Genomic DNA, 12,676 nt, shown 5'->3' with positions numbered 1-12,676 from the left:
CCCTTTTCCCCTATTGTCGATCATCCATTCCCCAATGATCGGCACATCCATGGAGAACGTCATCGTCATCACCGGTGCCAGCCGCGGCATCGGTGCCGCCACAGCACTGCTGGCCGCCCGCCAGGGCTACCGCATCTGCATCAATTACCACGCCGACGACCAGGCCGCGGAAAACATCCTCGGCCAGGTCCGCGCCCTGGGCGCCGAGGCCATTGCCGTGCGTGCCGACGCCAGCGTCGAAGATGAGGTCATACAGCTGTTCCTGCGTGTCGACCAGGAGCTCGGCCCGGTCACCGCGCTGGTCAACAATGCCGGCACCATCGGCCAGCAGAGCCGGGTCGAGGAGATGTCCGAATTCCGCCTGCTGAAGGTCATGAAAACCAACGTCGTCGGCCCCATGCTCTGCGCCAAGCACGCCTTGCTGCGCATGGCGCGCCGGCACGGTGGCCAGGGCGGGGCCATCGTCAATGTGTCGTCGGTGGCTGCTCGCCTGGGCTCGCCCAACGAATACGTAGACTACGCCGCCTCCAAGGGCGCGCTCGATACCTTCACCATTGGCCTGGCCAAGGAAGTGGCAGGCGAGGGCGTGCGGGTCAATGGCGTTCGGCCCGGCTATATCCACACCGGTTTCCACGCGCTTTCCGGCGACCCCGATCGAGTCAGCAAACTTGAGCCCGGCTTGCCCATGGGGCGCGGCGGGCGTCCCGAGGAAGTCGCCGAGGCCATCCTCTGGTTGCTCTCGGACAAGGCGTCATACTCTACCGGCAGCTTCGTCGACCTGGGCGGCGGGCGCTGAGCCGCCCGCCAGCGCCGCGCTTTCGTCGGCAGGCCGGTATCGCTCAACGCGGGTGTGGCGCAATGCCCAACAGCTGCTCGACCCGTTCGCCGAGGGTGTTCAGGTCGAGGGGTTTGTACAGCAGTTCGGTGCGCCTGCCGAGCCGGGCACTGTGCACCCTTTCGGTAGTGTCGTAGCCGGTAATCAGCAATACTGGGGCATGCTCCACGAGGTCCTGGTAGGCCTCTGCAAGCTGGTAATCGTCGACTCGCCCAGGCAGGCCGACATCGGTGATCAGCAGGTCCGCTGGCGGCCCTTCCCGCAACGATTCGAGTGCCCGGTGGCCACCTTCGAAAGCCTGCACCTGGTGGCCCAGTTCCGTCAGCACTTCGACCAGTACCAGGCGCAGGGCCGGTTGGTCCACCACCAGCATGATCCGGTGCACCGGCTGCACCGACGCGGTGGCGGATGTGGCTGGCTCGTCGTGGCAGCTTGCGGGAGCGCTCTGGTCCCGGGGCAGGTACAGGTGAACGCAAGTGCCTTGCCCGGCGACGCTGTCGATCAGCAAATGCCCCCCGGACTGACGAACAAAGCCATAGGCCATGGACAATCCCAAGCCAGTGCCCTGGCCCAGCGGCTTGGTGGTGAAGAAGGGCTCGAAGGCGCGCTGCAGCACCTCACTGGACATGCCCACGCCGGTGTCCTCGACACGAATGTGCAGATAGTGCCCCGTCGGCAGGCCCAGGCACTTGGCCTCGGCTGCTGCGAGATCGGCGTTTTCACAACCGATGCGCAAGGTGCCGCCCAGCGGCATGGCGTCACGGGCATTGATGCACAGGTTGAGCAGAGTGTTCTCCAGCTGTTGCGGGTCGATGCGGATCGACCACTGCGCGGCCAGCGTCCGGTCCTGGAAGTCAATGTGCGGGCCGGTCGAACTGCGGATCAGGTCATGCATGTCGGCGACCAGGCATCGCACATCCACCGCTTGTGGCGTCAGCGTCTGCTGGCGCGAAAAGGCCAGCAACCGTTGCACCAGGGCTACGGCGCGCATTGCGTTGCTGCGGCACAGCCCGAGCATGCGGGTGGTCTCGGCAAGGTGTTGCTCGCCCAGGCGTTGCTCTGCCAGCTCCAGTGCGCCAAGCAGACTACCCAGCAAGTTGTTGAAGTCGTGGGCTATGCCCCCGGTCAACTGGCCGACCGCCTCCATTTTCTGCGACTGGCGCAGGGCTTCTTCGGCCTGGCGCAGGCGTTCCTGCTCGGCCATGCGCTCGGTGATGTCATAGGCGAACAGGTACCCGCCCTGGACTTGCTGTTGTGCATCGAGCAATGGGTGGTAGCGGATTTCGTAATGGCGGGGAGCATCGGGGGAGCCGAGGGAGATGATGTCGATGAAGGCCTCGCCGGCCAGCACGCGTGGCCACACCGGTGCCAGGCGGCCCATGATGTCCGGCTGGTTGAGCAGAAATTGTGGCACGTAATCGCCGATCTGCGGCACGAAGCCCCGGTAACGCTGGAAGGTTTCCCGGGCCGTGCGGTTGATCGCGACCAGGCGCATCCTGCTGTCGGCGGCAAACACGTTGGCCAGGCTGTTGTCGAGCAGTTCACCCAGCAACTGGATGTGGGCCTGTGCAGTGTCGTCGCGCTCTGCCAGGCGAGCTTCCAGTTCTGCGACACGCGCTTGCAGTTGTGCCAGTGACGGGAGCGAATCTGCTTGCATGGCAATGGCCCAGTGAGCGGATCGGGCAACTATAGCCGCCCACCGGGGCGCCAGCCATCAGAACGAGCGGATGATCCGCCCCAGGGTTTCCATGGCCCGTTCGGCATCCTCATGCCAAGGGCTGCCGTAGTTCAAGCGGATGCAGTTGCCGAAGCGCCGGGTGGGCGAGAAGATCGGCCCGGGTGCGATGCTGATGCCTTGGGCCAAGGCCATGTGGAACAACTTGAGGGCGTCCATCTGTTCGGGCAATTCCAGCCACAGGAAGTAGCCGCCGGACGGTTGGCTGACCCGCGTCTGCGCTGGAAAGTGCCGGGCGATAGCCGCCAGCATGTTGGCTTGCTGGCCTTCCAGGGCATAGCGCAGCTTGCGCAGGTGGCGGTCGTAGCCGCCGTGCTGCAGGTAGTCGGCGATGGCCGCCTGGGCCGGCATCGAGGCGCACAGCGAGGTCATCAGCTTGAGCCGCTCGATCTTCTGCGCAAAGCGCCCGGCCGCCACCCAACCGATGCGGTAGCCAGGTGCCAGGCTTTTGGCGAACGAGCCGCAGTGCATCACCAGCCCCTGGGTGTCGAAGGCCTTGGCCGGTTTGGGTGCCTGTTGCGCGTAGTACAGCTCGGCATACACGTCGTCTTCGATCAATGGCACCTGATGACGCGCCAGCAGCTCTACCAGTGCCTGCTTTTTCGCCTCCGGCATGCTGGCGCCCACCGGGTTCTGGAAGTTGGTCATGCACCATACGGCCTTGATCGGGTGCCTTTCCAGCGTTTGCGCCAGCAAGCCCAGGTCCATGCCTTCACGCGGGTGCACAGGGATTTCCACGGCCTTGAGCTTGAGCCGCTCCAGTACCTGCAAGCAGGCATAGAAGGCGGGGGCCTCGATGGCCACCAGGTCACCGGGCTGGGTGACGGCCTGCAGGCACAGGTTCAGGGCTTCCAGCGCGCCGTTGGTGATCAGCAGCTCCTCCATCGGCAGCATCAGCCCACCGACCATGTAGCGCAGGGCAATCTGCCGGCGCAGTTGCGGGTTGCCGGGTGACAGGTCGGTCACCACCATGCGCGGGTCCATGCTGCGGCTGGCGCTGGCCAGCGAGCGCGACAGACGTTGCAGCGGAAACAGCTCGGGGCTGGGGAAGGCCGAGCCGAACGGAATGGTGTTGGGGTCCTTGATCGAGTCGAGGATTGAGAACACCAGCGCGCTGACGTCGACATCGGTGGACTCGCTGACTGGCTGCAATGCCTGCGGCTCGCTGAACTGGCGCGGGACGTGGGCGTTGACGAAATAGCCCGAGCGCGGTCGGGCGCGGATCAGCCCGCGCCGCTCAAGCAGGTAGTAGGCCTGGAACACGGTGGACGGGCTGACCCCGTGGGTCTGGCTGGCATAGCGCACCGAGGGCACGCGCTGGCCGGGGCCCAGCACCCCGGAGCGAATCAGTTCGGCGATGTCGTCGGCAAAGCGTTCGTAGCGTTTCATTCTGGCCTTCTGTCGAAGCCTGGCAGGCAAGGTGGAATCAGTGTAAGGGATCAACGCTTCATCGGTGCGACGAAGCGGCTGTGGGCCACGCTGCGGATGGTGGGGTCGTTGCGCTCGCTGATTTCGAAGCTGAGCACCTGCGAGCTGCTGGCCGGGCGCTCGGCTAGCATCGCCACCGACACCGGCAGTTCACTCATTTCGCCGGCTGGAATCATGAATGAAGTCTTGCCCTGCAGGCTGAAGCCGTCGGCGTCCAGCAGGCGCAACTCGTAGTGCCGGATGCGCTCGGTCTTGTTGATGACCTTGAGCAGGTAGATGTTCTCGATCTGGCCCTGGGCATTTTCGCGGAACAGGCCGCGGTCCTTGATCACGTCCAGCGACACCATCGGGCGCAGCTGCAAGGCCACCACCAGCGCCGCGATCATCACCCCAAGCGCGATGGCGTAGCCCAGCAGGCGCGGGCGCAGCCAATGGGTGGTGCCGCCTTGCAGGCTGCGTTCGGACTTGTAACCGATCAGGCCACGGGCGTAGCCCATCTTGTCCATCACCCCGTCACAGGCATCGATGCACGCCGCACAACCGATGCACGCCATTTGCAGGCCATCACGGATATCGATGCCGGTCGGGCACACCTGCACGCACAAGGTGCAGTCGATGCAGTCGCCCAGGCCCTGGATTCGGAGGTCGCTGCCTTTCTTGCGCGGGCCACGGGCTTCGCCGCGACGCGGGTCATAGGCGACCGCCAGGGTGTCCTTGTCGAACATCACGCTCTGGAAACGTGCATAGGGGCACATGTGCAGGCACACCGCTTCGCGCAGCAGGCCTGCATTGATGTAGGTGGCGGCGGTGAAGAACAGCACCCAGAACAGCGCCACGCCGCCCAGTTGCAAGGTGAGCAGTTCCGCGGCCAGGGGGCGGATCGGGGTGAAGTAGCCGACGAAGGTCAGCCCGGTGAGCACGCCAATGGCCAGCCACAGGCTGTGTTTCAGCGTGCGCCGGGCCAGTTTGTTCAGGCTCCAGGGCGCGGCGGCCAGCTTGATACGCTGGTTGCGGTCGCCTTCGGTGACCTTTTCGCACCACATGAACAACCAGGTCCAGATGCTCTGCGGGCAGCTGTAGCCGCACCACACGCGGCCGGCATACACGGTGATGGCGAACAGGCCGAAGGCGCAGATGATCAGCAGTGCCGACAGCAGGATGAAGTCCTGCGGCCAGAAAGTGGCGGCGAAGATGTGGAATTTGCTGTTGCCCAAGTCCCACAGCACGGCCTGGCGGCCATCCCAGTTCAGCCAGGCGGTGCCGAAGAACAACAGCAACAGGGCGCCGGCGAAGCCGATGCGCAGGTTGCGGTACAGCCCGGTGAAGCTGCGGGTATGTATGCCATTGTCGGGGCGGCGCGGCTGAGGACTGGCTGGGGCGGTGGCGATCTCGGTGAAAGGGATTCTATCGGTCATGGCTCGGTGCTCGTCAGGCCTCGATCAGGCACGAGCACTATGGCCCTGGGGCTGTGATCAGCACAGGCTCAGGTTTTGCGATTAAAACCGTATCAGATTTCCGGGCAGGCCCCGCCAGGCCTCAGATTACCGAGCCTGGCGTGCTGGCCTTCAGATGCCTGCGGCTATCCACCGCACCCGCCACGGTCAGTGCATCGGCCTCGGCTTCGGTGATGGGCACACGCTGGCCGGCGAGCAGGGCCACGGACATGCGCAGCTGTTCGTCGGTGACGATTTCGATGGACGGGCCATCACCCACGATGCGCAGGTCTTCGGCGATCAGGGTGCAGCGGCGGGTGGTTTCGTCGATTTCAATGGGCATGGGGTGGTCCTCCTGGGGGTTACAGGGGTGGACCACAGGGCGGGGTGGGTTGCTGCATCCGGAAGCTGAGCGGCACTTTGTCATTTGCCCGGAGGTCAACCCTTGCAGATGGCAGGCCCGGCCTCTTCGCGGGTAAACCCGCTCCCACAGGGTTTGCACAGGTTTCAATGCAGTGCAGTACCTGTAGGAGCGGGTTTACCCGCGAAGAGGCCGGGCCTGACAACACAATGCTCCACATGGGAAGAAAGCAATGGACCTCATCTGGCAAGCAATCCAGGCCGAATTCGCCGATATCACTGATGAGCGCGAGGTCACGCAAATCCTCGTACGCCTGCTGATGGCAGCCCTGCTTGGCGCTGTGCTGGGATTCGAGCGCGAGCACAAGGGCAAGGCCGCCGGGGTGCGTACGCATATGCTGGTTTCGCTGGGCGCCGCGCTGTTCGTGCTGGCACCGAGCATGGCCGGGGCCGACGAGCAAGCGCTGAGTCGCGTTATCCAAGGCATTGTCGCCGGTATCGGTTTTCTGGGTGCGGGCACCATTCTCAAGGGTAACGGCCAGGACGCCAGCCATGTGAAGGGGCTGACCACTGCCGCCGGGTTGTGGATGACCGCCGCCATCGGCACGGCCGCGGGCATGGGCCGCGAAGCCACGGCGCTGATCAGCACGGTGCTGGCCCTGCTGGTACTGGGCACGATGCCGTTGCTGGTGGAAAAACTTGAAGGGCACGACGAGGGAAAGCAGGAGGAGGAAGAGGGCAGGAAGCACTGAGGGGAGCCGAAGCTCCCCTCAAAGCGTTGTTGCCTGCTCTTTTTTTATTATTGGGACCGGCCTGTTGTTGTTTTTGTCAGCCTGTCCTGGTGTTGCGGGCGACCCCCATGCGGGGTCAAGAGCAAACGTATTTTTTTGAGCGCTGACCTGCCTTCATCATTGCTGATCCGAACCTGGCTGCCGCTACCTGGAGGTAGTTTTATTGTTCTGTGCCAGACCGCGGGGCGTACCCCGGAAAAGCGTGTCGACTCCAAAAAAATCTGCTTGCTACGCCTCTGCCGTGTTGTTCTTGTTATGTCAGAGCCGTTACCTGTTGTTTTTATTGGGTGTCACATTCTTTTTGTTGTTGTGCCAGAGATATAGCAGGGTGCGTGCCAACTTTTGCAAATCCTTTAAAATCAAGCACTTGGCGATTCTGGTCGAAATCGACCGACCTGAAATTCTGCCGATTTGTTTCCCTGTTACCCGATTTTTTGCTGCAAAACGTGGGAGCGGTAACACTTCACCCACGCGCATGTGACACCCGTATGACTTATTGCGCGCTGCGCGCCCGCGCGACCCGCGACCCGTTGTCGCGGCCCAGCACGCTGCTGATGCGGCGGCCGGCGGCGATCAGCCGGTCCAGGTCGATGCCGGTTTCAATGCCCAGCCCCTGCAGCAGGTACACCACGTCTTCACTGGCGATATTGCCGGTAGCGCCTTTGGCATAGGGGCAGCCGCCCAGCCCGGCGACCGAGCTGTCGAACACGCTGATGCCTTCGAGCAGGCTGGCATACACGTTGGCCAGGGCCTGGCCATAGGTATCGTGGAAGTGCCCGGCCAGTTGCTCGCGCGGTACCTGTGCCGCGACCACCTCGAACAGGCGCCGGGTTGCGCCGGCGGTACCGGTGCCGATGGTGTCGCCCAGCGATACCTCGTAGCAGCCCATGTCGTGCAGGGCACGGGCCACCGGGGCGACCTGTTCGGCGCTGACCTTGCCTTCATAGGGGCAGCCGAGCACGCACGACACATAGCCGCGCACACGCACACCGTGGTTGCGCGCGGCTTCCATGATCGGCTCGAAGCGCTTGAGGCTGTCGCTGATCGAGCAGTTGATGTTGCGTTGCGAGAAGGCTTCGGAGGCGGCCGCGAACACCGCCACTTCCTTCACGCCGGCGGCCAGGGCGTCCTCGAAACCCCGCAGGTTGGGGGCCAGCGCCGCATAGGTGACACCCGGGCGCTGGTGGATGCCGGCGAACACTTCGGCGGAGCCGGCCATCTGCGGCACCCACTTGGGCGAGACGAAACTGCCCACTTCGATATAGGCCAGGCCCGCTTCGGTGAGGTCGTCCACCAGGCGCACCTTGTCGGCGACACTGATGGGCTGGGCTTCGTTCTGCAGGCCGTCGCGGGGGCCGACTTCGACCAGGCGAACGTGTTTGGGCAAGGACATGGCGGGTTTCCTGTGGCGTTCAGCGGTTGTCTTTGTTGTTCAGGGTGGCGGCCAGGGCCTGTTCGCAGCGCTCCTGGGCGGTGTCCAGTTCCAGTTGCATCTGGTGGATATCGAGCATCTGCTGTTCCAGCTGGGCGCGCCGCTCGGCGATTTTCGCCAGCATGCTGTTGAGCTGCTTGAGGTTGCCGCTGGACGGGTCGTACAGCTCGATCAGCTCACGGCATTCGGCCAGCGAAAAGCCGATGCGCTTGCCGCGCAGGATGAGCTTGAGGCTGACCTTGTCGCGCGCCGAATAGATACGCTCCAGGCCACGGCGTTCAGGGCTCAGCAGGCCCTGTTCCTCATAGAAGCGGATGGCGCGGGTGGTGATGTCCAGCTCGCGGGACAGGTCGGAAATGCTGTAGGTCTGGGTGCTCATGCTGGGGCTCGGCGTGGTCTATGCGGGTATCCTGACGGCAGGTTGACGTATACGTCAAGCAGGGCCGAGATGTAGCTTGCCCATGCAGGCCTGTTCGCGGGCGAATCCCACATCAGTCCCGTTGCACCGCCCGCCGATAGCCATTGGGTGTCTGCCCACTCAAGCGCTTGAACCAGCGGGCAAAGTACGTCGGGTCGGTAAACCCCAGGCTATCCGACAACTGGCCGATGCTCATCCGCGTGTAGACCAGATTGCGCCGCGCCTCCAGCAGTAGCCGCTGGTGCACCACCTGCAGCGCTGTTTGCCCACTCAGTGCGCGGCACAGCTGGTTCAGTTGCAGGCTGGGAATGTTCAGCCGGGCAGCAAAGTCCTCCACCGACAGGTGCTCGCGATAATGCGCCTCGACCAGGCGCAGATACTGCCCCAGCAAGTGTCGGTCACGCTCATCCCGGTTGCGCGGGGCCTGCCCCGACTGCTGGCGACGGCTGATCCACACCATCAGCGCGGTCACCAGGGCCTCGAGCAGCGCCGCGCGTGCCGGCGCGTTGCCCTGGTATTCCTGCTGCAGGGTGTCGATCAGGCTGCGCAGGCGCACACGGTCCTGGCCCAGCGGGTAACACGCCGCTTTCGCCAGCACGGCCAGTGGTGTCTCCAGGCGCTGTTCCAGGTTCGCCACCAACGCCGTACCGAAGGTCAGCACATGCCCCTGGATATCGGCGCTGAAGCGAAAGCCGTGCACGGTCATCGGCGGTACCACCTGGATTGCCGCTTCGCTGATGGCGCTGCGCACCCCCTCGATCTCCACCTCGGCCCGGCCGCGTTGCACATACAGCAACTGGAACAGCTCCGCGTGCTGGTGCGGTCTGATTTCCCAGTGATGCAAACGGCTACGCGCCGGGATCGACTCGCAGTGCAGCAGGTCGGTGCCGGGCCAGGCCTGGTTTTCGCCGTACAGCTTGAACAAGGGGACGCCGGGGAGGGTGGATTTCATGCGTGCAGGCCTGTCCGTTAATCGAACGTTTTTCGTAAAAGTGCAGGTTATGCATGGAATAGCACACTTCAATGGCTGTTTTTGCCAGTAAAAATGCAAGGGCAAACCCTAACAGCAGATGCCGCTCCACTGCCAGTCCAGGGCCGGCATCGTTCGCACAGAGACAACAACAATGAAAACTCAGGTCGCAATTATTGGTGCAGGTCCGTCTGGCCTGCTGCTCGGCCAACTGCTGCACAAGGCCGGTATCGATAGCGTCATCGTCGAACGCCAGACGCCCGAATACGTGCTTGGCCGCATCCGTGCCGGGGTGCTGGAGCAAGGCACGGTCGACCTGCTGCGTGAAGCCGGTGTGGCCGAGCGCATGGACCGCGAAGGCCTGGTCCATGAGGGCGTCGAGTTGCTGGTTGGCGGGCGTCGCCAGCGCCTGGACCTCAAGGCCCTGACCGGCGGCAAGACGGTGATGGTTTACGGCCAGACCGAGGTCACCCGCGACCTGATGCAGGCACGTCAGGCCAGTGGCGCGCCGATCATCTACTCGGCGAGCAACGTCCAGCCGCATGAACTCAAGGGCGAGCGGCCCTACCTGACGTATGAGAAGGACGGCCAGGTACACCGCGTGGACTGCGACTACATCGCTGGCTGTGACGGTTTCCACGGCGTCTCGCGGCAAAGCATCCCCGACGGTGTGCTGAAGCACTACGAGCGGGTCTACCCGTTCGGCTGGCTGGGCCTGCTGGCCGATACCCCGCCGGTCAATCACGAGCTGATCTATGCGCACCACGCGCGCGGTTTCGTGCTGTGCAGCCAGCGCTCGCAGACCCGCAGCCGCTACTACCTGCAAGTCTCGCTGGACGAGCAGGTGGAGGCATGGTCCGATGAGCGCTTCTGGAATGAGCTCAAAGCGCGCCTGCCAGAAGACGTGGCAGCGCGACTGGTGACTGGCCCGGCTCTGGAGAAGAGTATCGCGCCGCTGCGCAGCCTGGTGGTCGAGCCAATGCAGTACGGTCGCCTGTTCCTGGTCGGTGATGCCGCGCACATCGTCCCGCCGACCGGGGCCAAGGGCCTGAACCTGGCGGCCTCGGACGTCAACTACCTGTACCGCATCCTGCTCAAGGTGTATCGCGAGGGGCGCACCGACCTGCTGCAGCAATATTCGCCGCTGGCCCTGCGCCGGGTGTGGAAGGGCGAACGCTTCAGCTGGTTCATGACCCAGCTGCTGCATGATTTCGGCAGCCACAAGGACGCCTGGGACCAGAAGATGCAGGAGGCCGACCGTGAGTACTTCCTGACTTCGCCGGCGGGGTTGGTGAACATTGCCGAGAACTATGTGGGCCTGCCGTTCGAGGAAGTGGCCTGAAGCCGTGCCTGGCTGCCGGCAGGCTGGAAAAACCACGAGGACTTGCAGCCCGGTTCGCGGATGACCGACAGTGCCGTGCTGAACAGGTAATCGCAGGAAGCTAACGATGACATTCTTCACGCCCCTGACGGGCGCCCTGTGCCTGCTGGCTGCCAGTGGTTGGGCGTGTGCCGACCCGGTGCTGCCAGCCCCCCCGGAACTGGCCTCCGGCTACCGCTCAGGCCTGCAACCGGTGCACGTCAGCCGCCACATGGTTGCAGCCGCCAACCCGCTGGCCAGCGAGGCGGGGCGGGCGATGCTGCGTGCCGGTGGCAGCGCCATCGACGCGGCCATCGCCATGCAGATGGTGCTGACCCTGGTCGAGCCGCAATCCAGTGGCATTGGTGGCGGGGCGTTCATCCTTTACTGGGACGGCCAGCGTGTGCAGGCCTACGATGGCCGCGAGGCAGCCCCGGCGGCGGTATCGGAAAATCTCTTCCTGCAAGCCGACGGCTCACCCATGCCATTCAGGGCCGCGCAGATCGGTGGGCGTTCGGTGGGGGTGCCCGGGGTCTTGCGGGCGCTGCAATTGGCCCATGAGCAACATGGCAAGCTGCCCTGGCGTGAGTTGTTCACGCCGGCGATCACGTTGGCGCGCAACGGTTTCCCGGTTTCCGAACGCCTTCATGCCCTGGTGGCGAGCGACCCGTTCATTGCCCGGGCACCAGCCATGGCCCACTACTTCCTGGATGAGCACGGCAAACCGCTGGCGGTCGGCACGACCTTGCGCAATCCCGAGCTGGCGCAAACCTTCGAGCAGATTGCCACGCAGGGGCCCGAGGCGTTCTATACCGGTGCAATTGCCGAAGCCATCGTGGCCAGGGTGCGCAGTCATGCCAATCGCGGCTACCTGGCGTTGCAGGACCTGCAGCAGTACCAGGCCAAGGTGCGCGAGCCGGTATGCGGCCCCTACAAGGCCTGGCGCATCTGCGGTATGCCGCCGCCTTCGTCGGGTGGGGTAGCGGTGTTGCAGACCCTGGGCATTCTCGAGGCGCTGCAGCGGGCTTCGCCGTCACGCGACCTTGCCGCCCTGCGGCCGTTGCGCACGGCGTCCGCTGCCGGGCTGGAAGCTCCGCCGCTGGCCGTGCACCTGGTTGCCGAGGCCGAGCGCCTGGCCTATGCCGACCGTGCCCAATACCTGGCCGACAGCGATTATGTGCCGGTCCCGGTCAAGGCGTTGACCGACCCCGCCTACCTGGCCGCCCGCGCCGCTCAAGTCGGCGAATACAGTATGAAGCGCGCCCGCCCTGGCCAGCCGCAGGGCGCCGACCTGGCCATGGCCCCCGACCGCTCGCCACTGCGCATTGCCACTTCGCACCTCAGCGCAGTGGATGACCACGGCCAGGCCCTGGCCATGACCACTTCGGTGGAAGCAGCGTTCGGTGCACACCTGATGGTCAAGGGCTTTCTGCTCAACAACCACCTGACCGACTTCTCGTTCATCCCGCAGGAGCAGGGCAAGCCGGTGGCCAATCGGGTACAGCCGGGCAAGCGGCCGCTGTCGTCCATGGCGCCGACCCTGGTGTTCTCGCAAGCCTCCGGCGAACTGGTGGCCAGCCTCGGCTCGCCCGGCGGCTCGCAGATCATCGGTTACGTCAACAAGGCGCTGATCGGCCTGCTGGATTGGCAGCTTGATCCGCAGCAGGCCGCTGGCCTGCCCAACTTCGGCAGCCGCAATGCCGACACCGAAGTGGAGGCGGGGCTGGCCAGCCCGGCGCTGATCCGCCAGTTGGCAACCTGGGGCCATGCGGTAACGCCGATGACCATGACCAGTGGCATGCAGATCATCCAGCGCAGCGGCGAGGGCTGGTCGGGCGGTGCCGATCCACGGCGTGAGGGCGTGGCACTGGGTGACTAGCGGTGCGCGTTGCGGCATAGGGAGGGGCGTGATAG

General features: G+C 64.5%; 11 protein-coding genes. 4 read left to right on the top strand and 7 right to left on the bottom strand.

The features are described 5' to 3' along the window. The first annotated feature begins 49 nt into the window (after positions 1 to 49). Positions 50 to 796 carry an SDR family oxidoreductase gene (locus HU760_RS14240; protein WP_186676592.1) on the top strand — a complete coding sequence of 249 codons (747 nt, stop codon included), beginning with the start codon at positions 50 to 52 and terminating at the stop codon, positions 794 to 796. Positions 797 to 839: 43 nt separating this feature from the next. Here the strand turns inward: HU760_RS14240 and HU760_RS14235 are convergent, their stop codons facing one another. The 4 genes from HU760_RS14235 to HU760_RS14220 form a co-directional block, all read right to left on the bottom strand. Continuing rightward, on the bottom strand, positions 840 to 2,492 hold the full coding sequence (locus tag HU760_RS14235; RefSeq protein WP_186676605.1) for a PAS domain-containing hybrid sensor histidine kinase/response regulator family protein: 1,653 nt from the start codon (positions 2,490 to 2,492) through the stop codon (positions 840 to 842). Positions 2,493 to 2,549: 57 nt separating this feature from the next. Further along, positions 2,550 to 3,959, bottom strand: a complete 1,410-nt coding sequence (mapR, locus tag HU760_RS14230) for a GntR family transcriptional regulator MpaR (RefSeq protein WP_186676607.1) — start codon at positions 3,957 to 3,959, stop codon at positions 2,550 to 2,552. Between the two features lie 50 nt (positions 3,960 to 4,009). After that, complete coding sequence (ccoG, locus tag HU760_RS14225) at positions 4,010 to 5,413, bottom strand: cytochrome c oxidase accessory protein CcoG (RefSeq protein WP_186676617.1); 1,404 nt, start codon at positions 5,411 to 5,413, stop codon at positions 4,010 to 4,012. 121 nt (positions 5,414 to 5,534) lie between these two features. Then, the gene (locus HU760_RS14220) at positions 5,535 to 5,774 is read right to left on the bottom strand and encodes a DUF3203 family protein (protein ID WP_186676620.1); all 240 of its coding nucleotides are present in this window, start codon (positions 5,772 to 5,774) and stop codon (positions 5,535 to 5,537) included. A gap of 250 nt (positions 5,775 to 6,024) precedes the next feature. Here HU760_RS14220 and HU760_RS14215 point away from each other — a divergent pair, with 250 nt between their 5' ends. After that, on the top strand, positions 6,025 to 6,543 hold the full coding sequence (locus tag HU760_RS14215; RefSeq protein ID WP_186676623.1) for an MgtC/SapB family protein: 519 nt from the start codon (positions 6,025 to 6,027) through the stop codon (positions 6,541 to 6,543). A 532-nt stretch (positions 6,544 to 7,075) separates the two neighbouring features. On the opposite strand, the gene HU760_RS14210 is transcribed toward HU760_RS14215, so the two are convergent. From HU760_RS14210 to HU760_RS14200, 3 genes are all read right to left on the bottom strand, one after another. Further along, the gene (locus tag HU760_RS14210; protein WP_186676626.1) at positions 7,076 to 7,975 is read right to left on the bottom strand and encodes a hydroxymethylglutaryl-CoA lyase; all 900 of its coding nucleotides are present in this window, start codon (positions 7,973 to 7,975) and stop codon (positions 7,076 to 7,078) included. 19 nt (positions 7,976 to 7,994) lie between these two features. After that, positions 7,995 to 8,393: a MerR family transcriptional regulator gene (locus HU760_RS14205; RefSeq protein ID WP_013972930.1), complete on the bottom strand. Its 399-nt coding sequence runs from the start codon at positions 8,391 to 8,393 to the stop codon at positions 7,995 to 7,997. Positions 8,394 to 8,505: 112 nt separating this feature from the next. Next, the gene (locus HU760_RS14200) at positions 8,506 to 9,384 is read right to left on the bottom strand and encodes a helix-turn-helix domain-containing protein (protein WP_186676629.1); all 879 of its coding nucleotides are present in this window, start codon (positions 9,382 to 9,384) and stop codon (positions 8,506 to 8,508) included. Positions 9,385 to 9,556: 172 nt separating this feature from the next. Here HU760_RS14200 and pobA point away from each other — a divergent pair, with 172 nt between their 5' ends. After that, positions 9,557 to 10,744, top strand: a complete 1,188-nt coding sequence (gene pobA, locus HU760_RS14195; RefSeq protein ID WP_186676632.1) for a 4-hydroxybenzoate 3-monooxygenase — start codon at positions 9,557 to 9,559, stop codon at positions 10,742 to 10,744. A gap of 106 nt (positions 10,745 to 10,850) precedes the next feature. After that, entirely contained in the window at positions 10,851 to 12,641 is a 1,791-nt protein-coding gene (gene ggt / locus HU760_RS14190; protein WP_186676634.1) for a gamma-glutamyltransferase, read from the top strand. Positions 12,642 to 12,676 lie beyond the last annotated feature (35 nt).

The organism is Pseudomonas oryzicola (assembly GCF_014269185.2).
Classification (GTDB): Bacteria; Pseudomonadota; Gammaproteobacteria; order Pseudomonadales; family Pseudomonadaceae; genus Aquipseudomonas; species Aquipseudomonas oryzicola.
This window is presented reverse-complemented; position numbering and strand designations above follow the sequence as displayed.